Below are 20,071 nucleotides of genomic sequence, written 5' to 3'. Positions count from 1 at the left end.
AATAATGGTTAAAACTGATGAAGTAGAAAAAGCTTATGAAGTTGCCAAGGAACGTTATGCTGAATTAGGTGTAGATACTGATAAAGTTATGGATGATTTGAGAAAAGTTAAATTGTCGGTTCATTGTTGGCAAGGTGACGATATTCATGGTTTCTTGAATCCTAATCAAGAATTGACTGGTGGAATTGGAGTTTCTGGAAATTATCCTGGAATTGCACGGACGCCAGACCAATTAACTGGTGATTTACATGAAGCTTTGTCATTGATTCCTGGGAGTCACAAAGTACAGTTGCATACTTTGTATGCGGTTACAGATAAGAAAAAGGATTTTAATGAGGTTGGTCCTGATGATTTTAAGTATTGGGTTGATTGGGCTAAGCAAGAAGGTATTGGACTAGATATGAATCCGACTTTCTTCTCACATCCAATGGTTAAAAATAATTTTACGTTGGCAAGTCCTGAAAAATCGGTTCGCGATTATTGGATCCAAGTTGGGAAACAATCACGTGAAATTTCTAATTACTTTGGTAAGGAATTAGGTCAACAATCAGTTAATAATTTCTGGATTCCAGACGGCTTTAAAGATAATCCAATCGACAAACAAAGCCCACGGGAACGCTTAATTGAATCATTAGATGAAGTATTTGCTAAAAAATACGATGAAAATAATACTATCGAAGCGGTTGAAGGTAAATTATTCGGAACTGGAATTGAATCTTATACGGTTGGTTCACACTTGTTCTATAACAACTATGCAATCAGTCGAGGTAAATTATGGACCATTGATGCTGGACACTGGCACCCAACAGAAGATGTTTCAGATAAGTTCTCTGCTTTCATGCCATTTGGCAAAGGCTTAATGTTACATGTTTCTCGGCCAGTTCGTTGGGATAGTGATCACGTTGTTATCTTTGATGATGCATTAACTCGAATTACACGCTCCTTGGTTCGTGATAATGAATTAAGCCGGACTAACATTGGATTAGATTTCTTTGATGCAACCATTAATCGAGTTGCTGCTTGGGTTGTTGGTGCTCGTGCGACTCAAAAAGCATTATTACAAGCAATGCTGGCACCAATTGATGATTTAAAGAAGGCTGAATTGAATTTTGATTTTACAAAGCGTTTAGCAGTGACCGAAGAGCTTAAATCATACCCATTTGGTGCAATCTGGGATGAATTCTGCTTGAAGAACAATACACCAGTTGGTGCTGATTGGCTTAATGAAATTCGGAATTATGAACAAAAGGTCCAATTTCCACGAGATGCAAAATAATTAACTAAATTAGGTTTGTTACAACAATAATTAATTTAAAGAGGTTGGCAAATATGAAGAATTTTATTGAATCATCATATGTTAAGGATATGTCTAAAACAACGAATAATTTATATCGACATGGCTGGGATGAACGTAACGGTGGGAATGTCAGTTTACGCTTAACCAAAGAAGAGGTTGAAGCCTTTGCTGGTACTGATAAAGTGTTACGTCAAATTCCTATCAAATTTGATGCTAGTGCATTAGCTGGTAAGTATTATCTTGTAACTGGGACTGGCCGTTACTTTAAGAATATTATCGAATATCCTGAACGTGATATGGGGTTAATTCGAATCAGTAAGGCTGGTAATCAGGTTGATTTAATGTGGGGCTTTAATGATGGTGGCGAACCTACTAGTGAATTTCCATCTCATTTGATGAGTCACATTGAACGGCTAAAGCATGATCCTGATCAACGGGTTATCATGCACTGTCACCCAACTAACTTAGTTGCAATGACGTTTACTGTACCGCTATCTTCAAAGCGATTTAGTCGGACTTTATGGAAAATGCATCCAGAATCAATTGTTGTCTTTCCAGAAGGTATTGGTGTAATTCCATATATGTGTCCAGGAACCAATGCGATTGGCGAAAAAACAGCCGATAAGATGAATGACTTTCGAGTTGTTGTATGGCCACATCATGGGGTCTTCGCTGCCGGTGACTCATTGGATGAAACCTATGGATTAATTGAAACCGTTGAAAAATCAGCTCTAATTTACACAACGATTCGGGCTCAAGGTGGCGAAATTCTACAATCTATTACAGATAAAGATTTTAAAGACTTGATCCAACGTTTTGATTTAACTGCTAATGAAGACTTTTTAACACCGGATGCAGTTACTGCTAACGTTGATTAATCTTTAGGGCAATTTAAGCTGGGGTGCTGCGGATGGTTCAGAACACACAAGTGAAGGTTGGTCATGATTGGGTCAAAAGATGGTTCTTCCTCGGATTATCGCTCTTAATTAACTCGATTGGGCATGCTTTAACAATTGTAATGAACCTAGGTAGTGCCGTGTGGACAGCCTCTGCTGTTAATTTATATCATCTTTGGCCATTTAGTTTGAGCGTAACGTTATTTAGTTGTGGTGTGGTAGTGGTGTTATTGAATACAATTTTAATTCGACAGATTATCTGGTCACGAATTATTGGGAATTTGTTATTCACGGTACCATTTAGTTATTTGATTCAACTATTTACACAAGAAATTCAGAAAACGGGCATTCGAGAGCTACCTGTAAATACTCGAGTAATAATTGATGTTTTGGGAATTCTATGTGTGGCGTTGGCAACTTCAATGTATCAGCGCGCTAATCTGATTCTGCACCCGAATGATGATTTTATGCAGATTATTCGGTTCAGATATTTGCACGGTAATGCAACGATTGCGCAAATCGTTCACTATATTCCGCCAGTAATTATTATGGTGATTACTTATCTTATTAGTGGTCAATTATGGGCAGTTAATATCGGAACTATTATTTGTCTATTTTTTCAAGGAACGTTTATTGGTTTCTTTGATAGAACTGTTTTTATTAACTTGAAACACTATGGTTTAAAGACGATTAAAAAATAGATATAGACATGCTTGTTAAATTTAATGGTCAAAAACAAAGCAGTTGTTATTAATAATTAAGTAGCTCTATGATAACTAGTGTTGATAGGTGTAAAATCCTATCGATACTAGTTTTTTATTAAACACTGTAGGAATATATTGTTCTTGTGTTGACATAAGATTTGAAATTAACATAAAAGAAAAAGAATCGATTCTATGGCTCCTCTCGTTAACAAAGCGTCTGAATTACTACGGTTGTAAAGGTATATTAAAAAATTAATAATGATGAATTTTTTATAAATTCAATAATTCATAGGGGTGTTCCAATTGATAAGTCGCTTCAGAAAAATCAGCATTAGGTAGTGCACCCCAAGTTGCGCTAGCAAAATCGATTTTAGCATCAAAGGCCGCTTGCATGTCGTAGACAGTATCGCCAACGTAAATAGTTTCATTTTTAACTAAGCCATTTTGTTTCATAGCAAATTCCAGTGGCGCGCCGCTTGGTTTATGTTCGCTAGTTTTATCAGCGGTTACGATAATTTTAGAATGAGTAATTTCAGGAAAATTAGCTAAATCGCTCTTAACTTCGGCCATAGTTCTTGAGGTCACAATGCCGGTGTCGATGCCGTTATTTTTTAGACGTTTCCAAGTAGTTTGGATACCGTCAAAGAAGTGCAAATTATCTTTGTAAGCACTAATTTTCTTAACATAATTAGCTGCAATTTCAGCGGCGGGTTCGATTTGTAATTGTTCCAAAATTTTATCAGTGGGCAAGCCGACTAAATTCCGGAGCTGTTGTACAGGAATATCTACACCATAGGTCGCAATGACGTCGTGAAAGACATTTGCGGCAATGGAAGCTGAATCAATTAAGGTGTTATCAACATCGAATAGAATGGTTTTATAAGTCATAAAAAAATAGTTTCCTTTCAAATTGTAATTAACTTTATTATAGTCTATCACGATCGTAATGATAAATTGATAAATAAATTTTTAGCGCCAATCTTGCTGGTTATTTAATAAATTGGTATACCTTTAAAAAGTAATCCTAATTAAATTAACAAACGTCGTTGACAACGCTTACAAAACTTGGTACTATGAATCCATAAATAAAGCGTGTTACTGACTTGATCAGGCATTAGCCTACTATTATTAGTACAACAGTTCCGTATTAAGGAATTGGACTACTTTTAAAGTAGGCTTTTTATTTAATCCGGGAGGCGCAGTAATGAAATTCCTGAGAAACTTTAATAATAATGCGGCCCTGGTAGAAGATGACGATAGCGTCGAATGGGTTGTTATTGGGAACGGTGTAGGCTTTGGCAAGCATCGTGACGACCTAATTGATGAGACAAAAATCGATCGGCGTTTTATTGCTACGTTGACGGGCAATTTAGATGTTGATAGTTTTAAGGATTTGCGGCCGCAAGCTTTATCATTAACGACTAAGGTGATTCATTTGGTTGAACCTATCTTAGGGCTCAGCTTCAACGATTATCAATATTTTGTATTAGCAGATCATATTGATTTTGCTATTAAACGTGCCAATGATGGGATTGATGTGGATAATGGTACGGTTCGGTGGGAAGTTCGCAACCTTTTTAGCAAAGAATATAAAGCCGCTCAAAAAGCTGTTGATTTGATTAAAACTTGTGCTAAAATTTCGTTGCCAAAAAGTGAAGTGGTCTTTATGACCTATCACTTTGTCAATGCTGCTTCGGATGGCTCTAAGTTACAAGAAACGATCAAAATCACAAAACTTATTAGTGGTATTGTCAATATTGTTCAGTACCAATATGGTATTACGCTAGACTCTGAATCATTCAATTATAATCGTTTCGTAGCACATTTGCGATCACTAATGGTTCAACGCGCAAGTCATGCACCAGCAACTGGCAGTGACTTAGATCAATCATTGCTTCAGCTAATGATAGTCAAATATCCTAAAGCCTATCGAACGGTTGAACGAATTGATGACTTTTTACAAAGTAAGGCAAATTGGGTGTTATCACCGGATGATCAAGTATATTTAACGTTGCATATCTGGCGAGTAACGCATCGACAGAAAATTGAATAATCGAAGATTAAGTAGGTGTGTTACTGGTTAAACAGGCATGAACCCAAATATCTTTGCTTAAGAATCATCACCATGAGAGTACTAATGGTGAGGCCTTTAAGCAAGGACGTTTGGGTTTTTGTTTATCCAAGTCGAATATTTTTAGGAGGAAACAAGATGGCTTATGAAGAATTAAGTAAAAAGATTATCGCCGGAGTTGGCGGTAAGGATAATGTTAACAGTGTGGTGCACTGCACAACGCGGTTACGGTTCAAGTTAAAGGATGAAAGTATTGCAAAAACAGCTGTTTTAAAGGATACCGATGGTGTCATTACGGTGGTGCAATCAGGTGGGCAATATCAGGTAGTTATTGGTAATGAGGTCGCTGATGTGTATGAAACGTTAATCAAAGTCGGCGGTTTCGCAGATGGTGGAACTGTGCCAGATGATGATGCTAGCGATGAAAGTATGAGTATTTTTGACAGATTTATTGATCTAATCTCTGGTATTTTTAGTCCCATTTTGGGTGTCTTGTGTGCAGCCGGGATGATTAAAGGTTTTGACGCAATGTTTCTAGCGTTTGGCTGGTTATCAGCTAATTCTGGGACATACCGAATTTTATATGCAATTGGGGATGGGTTCTTCTACTTCTTGCCAGTTGTTCTTGGTATGTCAGCAGCTAGCAAATTCCATCTCGACAAATACGTCGGTATGGCAATTGGAATGGCACTTTGCTATCCAGATATTGTCGCTTTAAATAGTAGTAAAACAGTTCTAACGACTTTATTCAGTGGTACTTTCTTTGAATCTTCAATTCATGCCACTTTCTTAGGTATTCCAGTTGTTATGATGAGCTATACTTCATCCGTTATTCCGATTATTCTAGCGGTTTGGTTTGCTTCCAAAGTTCAAAAATGGGCCAAAAAAGTGATTCCAACTGTGGTTAAAACATTCTTGGTGCCATTCGTCACGTTATTGGTAGCGATCCCGGTTACCTTTCTAATCATTGGACCAATTGCAACTTGGTTGAGTGATGGTCTTTCAACAGCTTGTGTCGCTATTTATGATATTAGTCCAATTCTAGCCGGTGTTGTGATTGGTGCTTTCTGGCAAGTCTTCGTCATCTTTGGGGTTCATTGGGGATTTGTCGCAGTGGCAATGGCCAATCTGGCTTCCAAAGGCTATGATCCAATCGTGGTCTTATCATTGGCAGCTTCTTTTGCCCAAACGGGTGTGGTGTTAGGTATCTTATTGCAGACTAAAAATCAAAAAACGCGTGGTATTGCTTTTCCAGCTTTCATTTCTGGGATTTTCGGTGTTACTGAACCGGCCATTTATGGGTTAACCTTGCCACGGAAACGGCCATTTATTTTAAGTTGTATTGCATCCGCTTTCGGCGGTGGAATTATTGGTCTTGCCGGAACTAAGTTATGGATGATGGGCGGTATGGGTATTTTCAGTATTCCAGCTGCAATTAATGCTAAAAGTGGGATCGATGGTGCTGTCTATGGATTACTCATTGCCATGGGTGTTTCAGCAGTCTTAGGTTTTGCCCTTCAGATGTTATTTGGCCGTCAAAGTGTTGATGCTGGTGATCAACCAGCTAAGACAGTGGCACCTGCAGCAGAACCCATATTGGCTGGTGTGAATGCGGAAGCTTCAACTGGAACTAGTGTAACGACTTTAAAACCAAGTGTGACTTATAATCAGGCCACTCGTTTAAATAGTCCGGTAACGGGACAAGTCTTATCGTTAAACGAAGTTAAAGATGAAGTATTTGCATCTGGTGCGATGGGTAAAGGAATTGCTATTGAACCGACTGATGGGGTGTTAGTAGCGCCTGCCGATGGGACAATCGCACTAGTTTTTCCAACAGGACATGCCATTGGTCTGAATACCGATGATGGTGCAGAGCTCCTAATGCATATTGGCATGGATACGGTGGAATTAGATGGTAAGGGATTTGAAACGTTAGTGAGCCAAGGTGATACTGTTAAAATGGGGCAGCCACTGGTCAGATTTGATATTAAAGCTATTCAGGCAGCAGGGTTCTCAGTGACAACCCCAATCGTGGTCACTAACTCTAAAAATTATCATCATATTAATTTAGTTGATGAACAACTTCAAACTATTGGCGCAACTAAACCATTATTAATTTTAGACTAATAATCTGTTATTGAAAGGATGTTTAAAAATGTATTCAAAAACAATTCCAACTGGCTTTCCAAAAGGGTTCTTATGGGGTGGGGCAACAGCCGCTAACCAAATTGAAGGCGCCTGGAACGTGGACGGTAAAGGATTAACGACGGCAGAAGTCGTAAAAAAGGCTGAAGATCGTAAAAACATTGATCAAATGAATGCGGTGACGATGGCTAGTATTCAAACGGCGATGGCTGATTCGACTGATACGTTATATCCGAAACGACGGGGCATCGATTTTTACCATCATTATCGCGAAGATATAAAACTATTTGCGGAAATGGGCTTTAAAGCGTTTCGATTATCGATTGCTTGGTCACGGATCTTTCCTAAGGGTGATGAAACTGAACCAAACGAGGCCGGTTTGAAATTTTATGACGCTGTTTTTGCTGAATGCCACAAGTATAATATTGAACCAGTTGTGACAATTTCGCATTATGAAATGCCACTTGATTTGACATTAATCAACAATGGTTGGGCGAGTCGTCAAACCATTGCGGATTTTACACGTTATACCAAAGTTCTTTTTAATCGATATCAAGGTATTGTAAAATATTGGATGACATTTAATGAAATTAATGCCTCAACGTGGGGATTTATGGGAACCGGTGCAGTGGATAGTGATTTGGATACTGCTGGGCAAATGCAACTACGTTATCAGGCGTTACATCATGAATTTATTGCTAGCGCAATTGCGGTTCAACAATGTCATGCAATTGATCCAACTGCTAAGATTGGTTGCATGTTAGCCCGGATGCAAACATATGCGAATACGTCGAATCCGGTTGATGTACGTGCAGCACAGCTTCAAGATCAGCTTAACTTGTTCTTCACGGATGTCCAAGTGCGTGGGGAGTATCCAACATATATGAACCGTTACTTCGTGGAAAACGGTGTAACTTTACAAATGGATCCCGGTGATGAGGCGTTATTACAAGCTGGTAAAGTTGATTATTTAGGTTTTAGTTACTACATGTCAACCGTTACTTCTGTTAGTGATAATGTTGAAAAGGCGAATGGTAATTTAAATATGGGTGGCAAGAATCCATATTTAAAGACCAGTGATTGGGGCTGGCAGATTGATCCGATTGGGTTGCGGATAACGTTGAACGAATTCTGGGATCGTTATCGAGTGCCGCTATTCATTGTTGAAAATGGGCTCGGGGCTTTTGATAAACCCTCAGCGGATGGCAAAATTCATGATGATTATCGAATTGATTATTTACGGCAACATATCCAGCAAATGCAAGAAGCGATTAAAGATGGTGTTAATTTGATGGGTTACACTATGTGGGGACCAATTGATTTAATCAGCGCATCAACTTCTGAAATGTCTAAACGTTATGGCTTTATTTACGTCGACCAAGATGACGCTGGGCAAGGAACGTTAAAACGTCGCCGGAAAGCCTCGTTTGATTGGTATCGAAAAGTCATCGCGTCTAATGGTGCCAAGTTGTAGTAACCGGTTTCAAATTCATTTGAAATTCAACTACGAAGTTCGTATACTAAATGTAAGGGCTAACATTTAGTGCTAAAGCATAAGTCAGAAAGGGTGCAAAGCAAATGTCAGAATTTCCAGAAGGATTCTTATGGGGTGGGGCTACTGCCGCCAATCAATTAGAGGGTGGCTACCAAGAAGGTGGTCGCGGTTTGTCCATTGCGGATGCGTTACCTGGTGGTAAAGATCGCTTTAAGATTGTTTCACAGCCAGATTTTGATTGGACAATTGATGAAGCCAAATATACGTATCCCAACCATTTAGGGATTGATTTTTATCATCACTATAAGGAAGATATTGCGTTATTTGCTGAAATGGGATTTAAATGCTATCGGTTCTCGATTGCCTGGTCACGCGTTTTTCCGGATGGCGATGAAACCCAACCGAATGAAGCCGGCTTAGCTTTTTATGATGCTGTGATTGATGAATGTTTAGCGCATCAGATTGAACCAGTGGTAACCATTTCACATTATGAATTACCTTTAAATTTAGCAAAAAAATATGGTGGTTGGAAGAATCACTATTTGATCGAATTTTATGAAAACTTTGCCCGGACAGTGTTGACGCGCTATGCAGATAAGGTGAAGTATTGGATGACTTTTAATGAGATTAATAGTGCCGCTCATTTTCCAGTGATGGGTCAAGGCATGGTGCCATCAAGTGGCGCTGATGACAAAAAGAATGTCTTCCAAGCTTGGCATAATCAGTTCGTCGCCAGTGCCAAGGCAGTTAAAATTGCGCATGATTTGCGGAAAGAACTCAAAGTCGGTTGTATGATCTTATACGCGACGAGTTACAGCTACGATGCTAATCCAAAAAATCAGTTAGCTAACCTGCAACAAAGCCAAGATTTTAACTTTTTCTGTGGCGATGTGCAAGTACGTGGTGAATATCCCGCCTATACGAAGCGTCTATTGGCACAATATGGCTTGAAATTTGAAGATTTAGCAACTACTGATGGTGAATTAGCGTTATTGAAGCAGTATCCAGTTGATTATGTCGGCTTTAGTTACTACATGTCAATGGCCGTTGAAACGACGGATGCGAACACTGATACAGTTGCGGGTAACTTAATGGGCGGTGTCAAAAATCCGTTCTTGAAGGCCAGTGATTGGGGTTGGCAAATTGATCCAACTGGGTTGCGAATTGCTTTAAATGAACTTTATGACCGTTATCAAAAACCACTGTTTGTCGTTGAAAATGGTTTGGGCGCAATTGATAAGCCAGATAAGAATTTTTATGTGGATGATCAGTATCGGATTGATTACCTGAAGCAACATATCCAAGCCATGGCCGGCGCGATTGCTGATGGGGTTGACCTAATGGGTTACACACCATGGGGCTGTATTGATTTGGTTAGTGCTTCAACTGGAGAGATGAGTAAGCGGTATGGTTTCATCTATGTTGATTTAGATGATAATGGTCAAGGCACGCTAAAACGTTATCGAAAACAGTCCTTTTATTGGTATCAAGCCGTCATTGAAAATAATGGTTTGATGAAGAAAAAAGCTAAAACTGATGATGAGCGTGCTAAGGTAGACTTGGATTAAAGATAGTGGTCAATAATAGTGCTAGTTAATGGCTCAGTCGGCTGCCAAAGTAGCTTGATATAGTCCAAAACTAGGACTATTTTGTTGTGGCGTGCTAAGTGACGGTTAGTTGCCTTGACAAACCTAGATTTTTACCTTTTAATGATTGTGTTAACAGGTGAGCAAAGTGCTTTGTTACTCAATTCAAATTTAAGCAAAGCACAGGTGAATACGGATGACTCAGATAGAACGGACCCGAACGACGATTTGCTTATACCTCAACTATCTTGTCCATGGGATGGCCATTGTTATTTTAGCTCAGAACATGACTGTTTTAGGGCAACAGTGGCACGTTGATGATGCTGGAGTTTCATTAGTTATTTCATCACTAGGCATTGGTCGCTTGCTAGTTTTGTATATTGCCGGCACTTTTTCCGATCGAATTGGGCGTAAGTTTTTTGTACAGATTGGCATTTTAACGTATACGTTATTTTTTATCGGTATTATTTTATCGAAGACCATTATTGTTGCCTATGGCTTTGGAATTTTAGCTGGGATGGCAAATTCTTTTTTGGATTCTGGGACTTATCCAGCACTAATGGAGTTGTATCCCAAGCGACAAGCAACTGCCAATATTATGATTAAGGCGTTTGCATCGATTGGTGAGCTATTATTACCAATCATCGTGGCCGGACTTGATCATTTGACCTTATGGTATGGTTGGTCATTTTTACTGTGCATCGGGCTATTGGTTATTAATTTTATGCTATTACGAGCACGGCAGTTTCCAAAGCTATCAACTGTTCCGGCTAAACCAGCTGTCACGAAGGTAGCCCCAAAACCGACTGGGCTAAAGCCGCGACAGTTAGTATTAGGGATTGTTTTAACGATTTTTGGTTATGTGTCGATGGCGACTTTTTACTTAGTTAGTCAGTGGTTAACCAAATATGGTAGTGAAGTGGTTAAGCTTAACTTGGTCCATGCTCGGATGCTGGTTAGTATTTACAGTATTGGCTCAATTCTTGGGGTCGTCGTGACGGCTATTTTAGTTGAACGGGTTATTAAGGCCGTGTGGCTCATGTTAATCAACACGTTAATTTCGTTACTGGCCTTAATTGTTTTAACGTTAGTGCCGGTGATGAGCGTGGCGCTAGTTTGTTCTTTTGTCATTGGTTGTTCAGCCGCTGGTGGCGTGATGCAATTGGGCTTAACCATTATGAGCGATGTCTTTCCGCGGGCTAAGGGTCGTATTACTGGCATTTACTATACGGCTAGTGGGTTGGCTTCGTTTACGATTCCGGTGTTTACTGCCTGGATTTCGCGGGTCAGTATTCGAAATATTATGTGGTTTGATGTTGGCATTGCGATGGTTGGCGTCGCCTGCAGTCTGATTGTTTTAAGTTTATATCGGCCCAAAATAGTTGTGACTAAGTAAAAGTATTCAAAAGCGCGGGCGACAAGATGGATTTTTGTCGCCCGCGCTTTTAAGATCTAAATCAACCGTTCTTGATTCGTATAATGTTGCCAACAGTAACTGCGGCTGAATTCCTGGAAACGATGAACAGAAGGTGTAATAAAGTGATTTTGTTTTACGATTAGATATATTTGGTGTTGCAACGGTTGGTTTATAAGATGCTTCAAGTGAACATTGGTTTGATTAAGCAATGGTAAATAAGGCATGAGCGCCACGCCTAAGTTATGTTGAACAAAGCCAGCCATGGTATGATCTTCTTCGACTTCGTAAGCAACCTTAGGGGTTAATTTAGCGCGTGCTAAGATTTGATCGATTAACGGTCGAAGCCCACTGTTTTTAGAAAAAAGGATCATGGGGTAAGGTGCTAAATCGGCGACCTTTAAGGAGTCTTTACTTACTAAGGGATGGTGGCTAGGAATTGCGGCCACGATTTCTTGTTGCACCAGTGGAATAAAGTCAAAGAGATTGTCGGCGGCTTGATCACCAAATTTTTCAATATTAGAAGCTAAAATCAGGTCATATTTTTCGTTGGCTAGGTCTTGTAATAGGGCGGTAGAGTTACTTTGGCCAAGTTCAAACGTAATTGCCTTGTTTTGTGGCTCAGCTTGGAAGTTAGTGAGTAGTTCCGGCACTAACTGCTGACCCAGGGTGTAAGTAAAGCCTAAATTAACGTGACCGGTATCAGGATTCATCAACTGGTGAACTAACTCATTACCTTGTGATAAATCATTTAAGCTGGCAGTGATATATTTCAGATAGACCTCACCGATTGGGGTTAGTTTAATATTACGGCCGTCAGGTTCAAAAAGTGGCACGCCCAATTCTTTTTCCAATTTTTTGATGGCATAACTAAGTGATGGTTGTGAGATACCAAGGCTATCAGCGGCTTGCGACATATGTTGGGTGCGCGCCAATTCCTTAAAGAAAATCAAGTGGCGTAAATTCATGAAAATGATACCCCTTTCAATCATAGAAAATATCTATTGATTAATCAACGTTACCCTATTTAATATAATAAGTCAATCTGCTAAGATGACAAGTGAATTGAGTAACAAAATATTATAAATTTTATTTAGGAGTGAATTAATTATGACTGAACGAATTGACGGACATACATTACTAATCGGCTTGATGGCTTATCCAATTAGACATTCAATGTCACCAACGATGCATAACAATGCTTTTGCTAAACTAGGATTAAATTATGCGTACTTAGCATTTGAAGTCACTAATGAGACGTTACCAAGCGCGATTCAATCAATTAGAACTTTAGATATGCGTGGGTCTAATATTTCCATGCCTAATAAACAAAAAGTTATTCCATTGTTAGATAAATTAGATCCTGCCGCTGAAATGGTTGGTGCGGTTAATACGGTTGTTAATGATAATGGCGTGCTAACCGGGTATACAACTGATGGCATTGGTTTTATGAAGTCTTTGGCAGATGAAGGTATTGATATTCGTGGTCAAAAGATGACTTTGGCTGGTGCCGGTGGCGCTGGGACTGCCATTGCTGTGCAAGCAGCTTTAGATGGCGTTAAAGAGATGTCGATCTTTAATATGCATGATGCTTCTTGGGAAAATGCAGAACGTAATGTTAAGTTAATTAATGAACGGACCGATTGCAAAGCGACCTTACATGAACTTGAAAATCGCGCTGATTTCAAACAAGAAATTCAAAGTTCTGATATTTATACTGATTCAACTGGGGTTGGGATGAAACCATTGGAAGACAAGACGCTAATTGATGATCCTAGTTGGTTACGTAAGGACTTGATTGTCTTTGATACTGTTTATGCGCCACGGACGACTAAACTCATGAAAGTTGCACAAGCAGCTGGGGTTGAACATGTCTTTAACGGTTTAGGCATGATGCTTGAACAAGGTGCAGCTGCCTTTAAGTTATGGACGGGTAAAGAAATGCCAGTTGATTATATTCGCCATATTTTATTTGATGAAGATGCTGTTGACCATAAATAAAAATTGCGCTTAGGAGGATATCATGAAAAATAAGTATATGCCAACCGCAATTAGCCTATACCTAAACTACTTTATTCATGGGATTGGGGTCATTATTTTAGCCCAAAACATGGATTCGTTAGCTGGACAATGGCATACCAATACAGGTGGTGTAGCGGTCGTTATTTCTTCATTAGGAATTGGTCGCTTAATTGTCTTATTGGTTTCAGGATTTTTATCAGATAAATTTGGTCGTAAGCCATTCGTTGTTTTAGGTGTCATTACTTATCTGTTGTTCTTTGTGGGAATCTTAATGAGCCCGTCAATCTCAATCGCGTATATTTTTGGGATTCTAGCGGGGATCGCTAACTCGTTCTTAGATTCTGGGACTTATCCAGCTTTAATGGAAATGTTCCCGAATGCTAAAGGAACCGCAAATGTTATTATTAAAGCTTTTATCTCAGTTGGACAATTCGGATTACCCTTATTGGTTAGCTTTCTAGTTGCTGGTAAGTATTGGTATGGTTGGTCATTTATTCTGTGTATTGTTGTTTTAGTCATTAACTTGATTTTCTTATTAGTTTCTGGCAAATTTCCAGTTGCCAATCAAGCTAGTACAACGACGACTACTGCCACTAAAGCTGAAACAGCTGCTAAACCTAAAGGTAGTTTATGGTTTGATGGCACCTTGTTTATCCTTTATGGTTATGTCTCACAAGCCACCTTTTATCTTGTTAGCCAATGGTTAAGTCAATATGGGACCCATGTTGCCGGCATGGGTGACACGGGGTCACGAGCGTTGATTAGTTATTATAGTATCGGCTCGATTGTTTGTGTCTTAGTGACCGCAGCTTTGGCCAAACGCGCCGTTAAAGAAATTCAATTTTTAGGTATTTATACGTTAATGTCATTCTTATCACTTTTGTTAATGTACTTATTCCCAACCGCGATGATGTGTTCAATTATGTCATTTGTCATTGGTTTCTCAGCCGCCGGTGGGGTGATGCAATTAGGGTTAACGGTTATGTCGACCTTCTTCCCACAAGGTAAGGGAACAATTACCGGAGCCTTTTATACGGCTGGTTCAATTGCCTCCTTCACAATTCCATTAGTTACCGGAATGATGGCTGATAGTTTAGCTAATATCTTCTTATTTGATGTTATTATTGCGCTGATTGGTTTTATCTTAGCAGTCTTAATAACGATTCGATACTATCATTTATTTGGCAAACCAACTCAGAAAGGAGCCAGTCTCAATCATGCAAAAAATCGTTAAATTACGGCACCTAACCTTAGGTGCTGGCCGGCCTAAAATTGCAGTCCCGATTACGGGTAAAACGACGGCTGAAATTCTTGCGGCCGTGCCGGCAATTAAAGCGGCCCAGCCAGATTTAGTTGAATGGCGCATTGATTTTTATGAGGGCGTCACGCAACCAGATCAATTAACACAAACCGGTCAACAGTTACGCCAAGCGTTAGGCGATTTAGCCTTGTTAACCACATTTAGAACTCAAGGCGAAGGTGGCGAATTAGCGTTAAGCGATGCCGATTACTTTAAAGTTAATACGACGGTATTAGCGGGCCAGTTCACGGATGCGTTAGATGTTGAACGGTATCATGATGAAGTAGCGGTGAAACAATTAGTTGACCAAGCCCATGCGCAAAAAGTCGTCGTCATTATGAGTAATCATGATTTTGACAAGACGCCAGCGCAAGCTGATATTGTAGAACGGTTGACCAGTATGGTGGCTTTTGGCGCCGATGTTGCGAAGATGGCGGTCATGCCACAAACGTCAAATGACGTGTTAACCTTACTGGCAGCGACCAATGAAGCGCACCAAAGCCTGACTCAACCGGTGATTACGATGTCTATGGGTGATTTGGGTAAAGTGTCGCGCTTGGCGGGAGAAGTTTTTGGCTCCTGCTTGTCCTTTGCGACGGTTGGTGCGGCCTCAGCGCCTGGGCAAATTGCCTTGGACCGGTTACGACCGACATTAACTGATTTGAAATTAAGCTAAATAAAAAAGGAGCTGTGACCATTGACGGCACCACATGCAACGCATAAGAAATACGTTTCCCAGTTTACGTTAATGGGCACGGTTATCTCAATAACGTTATTTGAACGGAATCAGCCGGTCATTGAAGCTATTTATGACTATCTGCAACGGATGGATCAAGTTTTTTCAATGAATCGACCAGATTCGGAATTAAGTGCGATTAATCAACAAGCCGGTCAGCAGCCGGTTGCAATCAGTACCCCGGGTTTTCAATTAATTCAGGCAGCACTAGCCTATACACGCCAATATTCGGCTAGTTTTAACGTGTTGATTGGACCGTTAGTCAAGTTATGGCGGATCGGGTTTGGGGGGCAACAAGTGCCCAGTCCGGCGCGTATTCAGGCACGACTAGCCTTGATGGATCCTGATCAAGTTAAGCTAGACCCCATTCACCAGACCGTTTATTTGCAACGGGCCGGGATGGCGCTTGATTTGGGTGCAATTGCGAAAGGTTACTTTGCAGATCAAATTGTGGCCCAGTTGCAACAAGCTGGTGTCACGCAAGCAATTGTGAATTTGGGTGGTAATGTTAAGTTACTAGGGACACAGCCGTTCACTGCCGATCAACGTTGGGAGGTTGGGATTCAAAACCCAACCGCGCCACGCGGACAACCATTATTGCAAGTTCAAATGCCAGCTAAAACCGTTGTGACATCCGGTATTTTTGAACGATATTTTAAGGTTGGCACCCAAGTGTATCATCATATTCTTGATCCACAAACGGGCTATCCCGTTAAAAATCAGGTGGCCCAAGTCAGTATTATTACGGCACAATCAGAATTAGCCGAGGTACTAGCCACGGTGGGTTATTTTCAAGGGTGTGTGGCTGGCATGGCGACCATCGAGCAATTACCAGGGGTCGAAGCAATTTTTATCGATCGCCAGCAACAAGTTAAGGTCACGAGTGGCTTGAAGCCGCGACGTAAGGGAGTGTATTCAATTGAGTAAAGCAGAACAACAAATTAAAGGTCAAGCAATGGGCCATAATGGCATTATTAATTATGAAGTTGACGTTCAAGATGATAAAGTGGAAGATTTAAAAATCTTGAAACATTCTGAAACGTCCGGAATTTTTAATCAAGTCATTGATAAATTAAAACAAAATATTATTGATGAACAATCATTCAATGTCGATACGATTAGTGGTGCTACCGTGATGACCCAAGCCCTATTGACTTCCGCGCAAAAAGCGGTCGCTGACGAAGGGATTACGTTAACCCCAGTGCCGAAGGCTAAAAAAGCCACGACAACGCAGCATCTGCGGACGGATGTTGTGATTATCGGTGGTGGTGAAGCCGGATTAGTTGCGGGTTGTCGGGCGTTAACTATGGGTCAAAAGGTCATTCTAGTTGAAAAGAATGGTTATCTTGGGGGTGCGACGATTCTCAATGGCTCCAATGTTGTTGGGACGGGCTCTAAAGTATCTGCTCAGATTTTTGATAATAATCATGATACGCCTGAAATGTTAGCGCAGGATGTTGCCCGTGAAAGTCTCGAAACTAACTATCCTGCTCTAACCCAGTTAATGGTAGACCATATTGGACCAGCGATTGATTTTATTAGTGATTTTGCGGACTTACATTACCAAAAAGCCCAAACCCAAACGCCGGAACATTCAATTAATCGGCAAATCGAGTTACCTTCAGCTAGCAGTTATGAACTGATTCAAAAAGTTTCGCGGGCCTTTACGGCAGCGGGAGGCGAAATCTTATTAGATACGCCAGTTCAATCCTTAACGTTTAACCGCCAAGGTCAGTTGAACGGCTTAGTCGGTAAACAACATGGGCAATTGATTAAGATTAAAGCGCGCTCAGTTGTCTTAGCTACGGGGGGTCATGGGGCTAATCAAAAGATGCGTGGTGCTGAAAGCCAAGGGATTGATTACTATGGTCCAATGACGTCCACGGGTGATGCCTATGAATTTAATGCAGATTTGGATTTACAAACGCATGACTTAGATTGGTATAAGATCTATCCGCATGGGGTTGAAGTGGAACCAGGGGTTGCTAAGTTAACAACTTATGCCTCAAAGCAAGCGACGGATATGGGTGCCATTTATGTGAACACCAAGGGTGAACGGATTGTTAATGAATCTAACGTGTACACCGCTTTTCGGAATGCTATTTTAAAGCAAGCGGACAAAACTGCTTACTTGTTAATGGATGAACGGACCTGGAAACAAGTTTACGATCTCTTGATTTTACATGACTTCACTCCCCAAGAAATCAAAGGATTCTTTGCCGATACCACTAAGCGACCAATTTTCGTTAAGGGTGACTTAACGACGGTTGCCAAGGCAGCTGGCGTAAATGCCGACCGGCTCGCACAGACGGTTTCTGATTATCAAGGTTACGTTAAGGCTGGCCATGATCGTGAATTCGGTCGTGATCCGAAATACTTACATCAATATGAAGGCGATACTTATTATCTTATCGAACAACGTGACCGGTTTGCGACCACGTTAGGTGGCTATACCACGGATTCTAAGAGCTTACAATTATTGACGAGTAAGAATGCTTTAGTAGCAAACTACTTTGGGGCCGGTGAAGTTATCGGTGGCGCCAATGGTCACGATTCAATGCCAAGTATGATGAATACTTGGGGAATTGCATCCGGTTACGTTGCGGGTGCGGCGGCGAGTGAGAATGCCAAGGCGCAACAAAAGGCCGGCGATGATGAAGCTAATATTGTCGCGATTGTCGGCACTAATGCCTCAAAATCGTATAACCGAAAACTTTTGTATGCGATGAAGGACTTAATGGATGCACAAGCTAGCTTAGATATTTGTGAAATCAAAGACTTGCCGTTGTTTAACGAAGATGATCTGGATAACGAACCAGCGACCGTCAAAGCCCTAGCAGCTAAAATTGACGCTGCTGATGGCGTGGTCATTGCGGTACCAGAATATGATCACTCGATTCCAGCCGCTTTGAAGAGTGCGATTGAATGGTTATCATGTGCGGAACATCCGTTTAAGGACAAGCCAGTCATGATTGTGGGGACATCCTTAGGGATTCAAGGCACGGTCCGCGCACAAATGAACTTACGGCAGATTCTGGATTCACCAGGGGTAGATGCTAAAGTGATGCCGGGGAATGAATTTATGTTACCGCAAGCAGGCACCAAATTTGATGAAAACGACCATTTAGATGACGATGGTAGCGAACACTTCTTGAAGCAATGTTTCGGGAATTTCTTAGATTACATTACCGCAGTAGCAGCTAAAACGACCGTACAGGCCTAATTGAAAAAGCGTTAGTTTTTCGCAAGCGAAGGACTAACGCTTTTTAGTTAAACTTTTACTAAAATAATATCAATTCCAGTTTAAATAGGCTATAATTAACGATGAAAGCGTTTTAAATATGGAGGGATTACCTTGGAAACGAAAGCAACAGTTTTTGACCAGTTAGCCGGTCAAGATATTATGCGATATACGTTAATTAATGATCACCAAACTCGTATCTCAGTTTTGAGTTATGGGGGAACGTGGCAAGAGTTTGTCGTTGTGGAAAATGGCGTCGAGCGGCCTTTGATTTGGGGCCTAGACAACATGGCAGACTATCAACGCGTCGGGTACTGCTTATGCCAATCGATTGGGCGTGTCGCAGGTCGTATCGGCGGTGCTAGCTTTAAGATTGACGATCAACGTTATAACGTTGATATGAATGAGCAAACCCATTCTTTGCATGGGGGCCAGCACGGGTTTAATACCTTGAATTTTGCGGGTCAGTTAAGTCAGACAGCGGATAGTGCTAGCGTGACCCTACAACGGCAAATCACAACGACGACCGATCATTATCCGGGTAATTTAGCTGTGCAAATTAAGTTTACTTTAGATAATCAAGATCGTGTTTCGATTGCTTTTACAGGTGATACGGATGCGGCGACACTCTTCAATCCAACGAACCACGTCTATTGGAACGTGGCGGATGATCGGACCTCATTGGCCCATCAATGGCTACAAATCACTAGTGCTAAGCGCTTAGAGTTTGATGCTGAAAAGGTGCCAACCGGTCAACGGTTACCAGTTAGCAAGACTGCTTATGATTTCAATGAACCGCAACCAGTTCAAGCGGCTTTGGATCAATTGAAAGCGACCAGTCAAGGGATTGAATTCGATGATGCTTACGAAGTGACGCCTAGTGCGACAACGCCCATTGCGGTAATTGGTGATACCGACCAGCATCGGCAAGTAAAGCTCTATTCTGATCGGAATAGCTTGATTATTTATACGGCTAATCCGTTTGATGCAACTAAGGAAGCCGCTCATCAATATACGGCATTAGCGACGGAAGCTCAAACCTTACCAGATGCGATTAATCATCCTGATTTTGGTGATATCGTATTGCGGCCAGGACATCCGGTGACACATACGATTAGGTATCAATATGAAGCATTAAACTAAACGACTAAAAGTTAGGGCCCC

Annotated in this window: 16 protein-coding genes; 14 read left to right on the top strand and 2 right to left on the bottom strand. The window is 40.8% G+C overall.

The genetic code is table 11. The annotated features are described in order from the left end of the window. Positions 1-4: 4 nt before the first annotated feature. Genes C5Z26_RS07840 through C5Z26_RS07830 form a run of 3 tightly spaced genes read left to right on the top strand, consistent with a single transcriptional unit; the run spans position 5 to position 2,894 of the window. On the top strand, positions 5-1,276 hold the full coding sequence (locus C5Z26_RS07840; protein ID WP_105449414.1) for an L-rhamnose isomerase: 1,272 nt from the start codon (positions 5-7) through the stop codon (positions 1,274-1,276). Positions 1,277-1,329: 53 nt separating this feature from the next. After that, positions 1,330-2,175: a rhamnulose-1-phosphate aldolase gene (gene rhaD, locus C5Z26_RS07835; protein WP_105449413.1), complete on the top strand. Its 846-nt coding sequence runs from the start codon at positions 1,330-1,332 to the stop codon at positions 2,173-2,175. A gap of 32 nt (positions 2,176-2,207) precedes the next feature. Continuing rightward, positions 2,208-2,894: a YczE/YyaS/YitT family protein gene (locus C5Z26_RS07830; protein WP_105449412.1), complete on the top strand. Its 687-nt coding sequence runs from the start codon at positions 2,208-2,210 to the stop codon at positions 2,892-2,894. Between the two features lie 273 nt (positions 2,895-3,167). Here C5Z26_RS07830 and C5Z26_RS07825 read toward each other — a convergent pair whose 3' ends face one another. Beyond that, on the bottom strand, positions 3,168-3,785 hold the full coding sequence (locus C5Z26_RS07825) for an HAD family hydrolase (protein WP_105449411.1): 618 nt from the start codon (positions 3,783-3,785) through the stop codon (positions 3,168-3,170). Positions 3,786-4,101: 316 nt separating this feature from the next. Here C5Z26_RS07825 and C5Z26_RS07820 point away from each other — a divergent pair, with 316 nt between their 5' ends. The 5 genes from C5Z26_RS07820 to C5Z26_RS07800 all read left to right on the top strand — a co-directional run bounded on the left by C5Z26_RS07820 (position 4,102) and on the right by C5Z26_RS07800 (position 11,590). Further along, complete coding sequence (locus C5Z26_RS07820; protein WP_105449410.1) at positions 4,102-4,950, top strand: PRD domain-containing protein; 849 nt, start codon at positions 4,102-4,104, stop codon at positions 4,948-4,950. A 156-nt stretch (positions 4,951-5,106) separates the two neighbouring features. Beyond that, the gene (locus C5Z26_RS07815) at positions 5,107-7,095 is read left to right on the top strand and encodes a beta-glucoside-specific PTS transporter subunit IIABC (RefSeq protein WP_105449409.1); all 1,989 of its coding nucleotides are present in this window, start codon (positions 5,107-5,109) and stop codon (positions 7,093-7,095) included. A gap of 28 nt (positions 7,096-7,123) precedes the next feature. Next, positions 7,124-8,587: a glycoside hydrolase family 1 protein gene (locus C5Z26_RS07810; RefSeq protein ID WP_105449408.1), complete on the top strand. Its 1,464-nt coding sequence runs from the start codon at positions 7,124-7,126 to the stop codon at positions 8,585-8,587. A 104-nt stretch (positions 8,588-8,691) separates the two neighbouring features. After that, entirely contained in the window at positions 8,692-10,176 is a 1,485-nt protein-coding gene (locus C5Z26_RS07805; RefSeq protein ID WP_105449407.1) for a glycoside hydrolase family 1 protein, read from the top strand. Between the two features lie 214 nt (positions 10,177-10,390). Then, positions 10,391-11,590, top strand: coding sequence for an MFS transporter (locus C5Z26_RS07800; RefSeq protein ID WP_105449406.1), 1,200 nt, complete (start codon positions 10,391-10,393; stop codon positions 11,588-11,590). A 56-nt stretch (positions 11,591-11,646) separates the two neighbouring features. On the opposite strand, the gene C5Z26_RS07795 is transcribed toward C5Z26_RS07800, so the two are convergent. After that, positions 11,647-12,576 (bottom strand): LysR family transcriptional regulator, encoded by a 930-nt coding sequence (locus C5Z26_RS07795; protein WP_105449405.1) that lies wholly within the window; start codon positions 12,574-12,576, stop codon positions 11,647-11,649. A gap of 142 nt (positions 12,577-12,718) precedes the next feature. On the opposite strand from C5Z26_RS07795, the gene C5Z26_RS07790 reads away from it, so the two are divergent. The 6 genes from C5Z26_RS07790 to C5Z26_RS07765 all read left to right on the top strand — a co-directional run bounded on the left by C5Z26_RS07790 (position 12,719) and on the right by C5Z26_RS07765 (position 20,050). Further along, positions 12,719-13,609 carry a shikimate dehydrogenase gene (locus C5Z26_RS07790; protein ID WP_105449404.1) on the top strand — a complete coding sequence of 297 codons (891 nt, stop codon included), beginning with the start codon at positions 12,719-12,721 and terminating at the stop codon, positions 13,607-13,609. Between the two features lie 22 nt (positions 13,610-13,631). Further along, positions 13,632-14,864 carry an MFS transporter gene (locus C5Z26_RS07785; RefSeq protein WP_105449403.1) on the top strand — a complete coding sequence of 411 codons (1,233 nt, stop codon included), beginning with the start codon at positions 13,632-13,634 and terminating at the stop codon, positions 14,862-14,864. Next, on the top strand, positions 14,848-15,606 hold the full coding sequence (gene aroD, locus C5Z26_RS07780) for a type I 3-dehydroquinate dehydratase (RefSeq protein WP_105449402.1): 759 nt from the start codon (positions 14,848-14,850) through the stop codon (positions 15,604-15,606). Before C5Z26_RS07785 ends, aroD begins: the two co-directional genes overlap by 17 nt. A gap of 72 nt (positions 15,607-15,678) precedes the next feature. Then, positions 15,679-16,593, top strand: coding sequence for an FAD:protein FMN transferase (locus C5Z26_RS07775; protein WP_105450159.1), 915 nt, complete (start codon positions 15,679-15,681; stop codon positions 16,591-16,593). Between the two features lie 28 nt (positions 16,594-16,621). Further along, positions 16,622-18,889, top strand: a complete 2,268-nt coding sequence (locus tag C5Z26_RS07770; RefSeq protein WP_105450158.1) for an FAD-dependent oxidoreductase — start codon at positions 16,622-16,624, stop codon at positions 18,887-18,889. A 126-nt stretch (positions 18,890-19,015) separates the two neighbouring features. After that, complete coding sequence (locus C5Z26_RS07765) at positions 19,016-20,050, top strand: aldose epimerase family protein (RefSeq protein WP_105449401.1); 1,035 nt, start codon at positions 19,016-19,018, stop codon at positions 20,048-20,050. Positions 20,051-20,071 lie beyond the last annotated feature (21 nt).

Source organism: Lactobacillus sp. CBA3606 (assembly GCF_002970935.1).
Lineage (GTDB): Bacteria > Bacillota > Bacilli > Lactobacillales > Lactobacillaceae > Lactiplantibacillus.
The sequence above is the reverse complement of the archived record's forward strand: the minus strand, read 5'-3'. Positions and strand labels throughout refer to the sequence as shown.

Bases quoted from the DNA above. Each gene is read 5' to 3' on its own strand.
- C5Z26_RS07775 (WP_105450159.1), top strand. From the start codon at position 15,679: ATGGGCACGGTTATCTCAATAACGTTATTTGAACGGAATCAGCCGGTC.
- C5Z26_RS07805 (WP_105449407.1), top strand. From the start codon at position 8,692: ATGTCAGAATTTCCAGAAGGATTCTTATGGGGTGGGGCTACTGCCGCC.
- C5Z26_RS07800 (WP_105449406.1), top strand. From the start codon at position 10,391: ATGACTCAGATAGAACGGACCCGAACGACGATTTGCTTATACCTCAAC.
- C5Z26_RS07820 (WP_105449410.1), top strand. From the start codon at position 4,102: ATGAAATTCCTGAGAAACTTTAATAATAATGCGGCCCTGGTAGAAGAT.
- aroD (WP_105449402.1), top strand. From the start codon at position 14,848: ATGCAAAAAATCGTTAAATTACGGCACCTAACCTTAGGTGCTGGCCGG.
- C5Z26_RS07770 (WP_105450158.1), top strand. From the start codon at position 16,622: ATGGGCCATAATGGCATTATTAATTATGAAGTTGACGTTCAAGATGAT.
- C5Z26_RS07830 (WP_105449412.1), top strand. From the start codon at position 2,208: ATGGTTCAGAACACACAAGTGAAGGTTGGTCATGATTGGGTCAAAAGA.
- C5Z26_RS07815 (WP_105449409.1), top strand. From the start codon at position 5,107: ATGGCTTATGAAGAATTAAGTAAAAAGATTATCGCCGGAGTTGGCGGT.
- C5Z26_RS07810 (WP_105449408.1), top strand. From the start codon at position 7,124: ATGTATTCAAAAACAATTCCAACTGGCTTTCCAAAAGGGTTCTTATGG.
- C5Z26_RS07825 (WP_105449411.1), bottom strand. From the start codon at position 3,785: ATGACTTATAAAACCATTCTATTCGATGTTGATAACACCTTAATTGAT.
- rhaD (WP_105449413.1), top strand. From the start codon at position 1,330: ATGAAGAATTTTATTGAATCATCATATGTTAAGGATATGTCTAAAACA.
- C5Z26_RS07785 (WP_105449403.1), top strand. From the start codon at position 13,632: ATGAAAAATAAGTATATGCCAACCGCAATTAGCCTATACCTAAACTAC.
- C5Z26_RS07790 (WP_105449404.1), top strand. From the start codon at position 12,719: ATGACTGAACGAATTGACGGACATACATTACTAATCGGCTTGATGGCT.
- C5Z26_RS07840 (WP_105449414.1), top strand. From the start codon at position 5: ATGGTTAAAACTGATGAAGTAGAAAAAGCTTATGAAGTTGCCAAGGAA.
- C5Z26_RS07795 (WP_105449405.1), bottom strand. From the start codon at position 12,576: ATGAATTTACGCCACTTGATTTTCTTTAAGGAATTGGCGCGCACCCAA.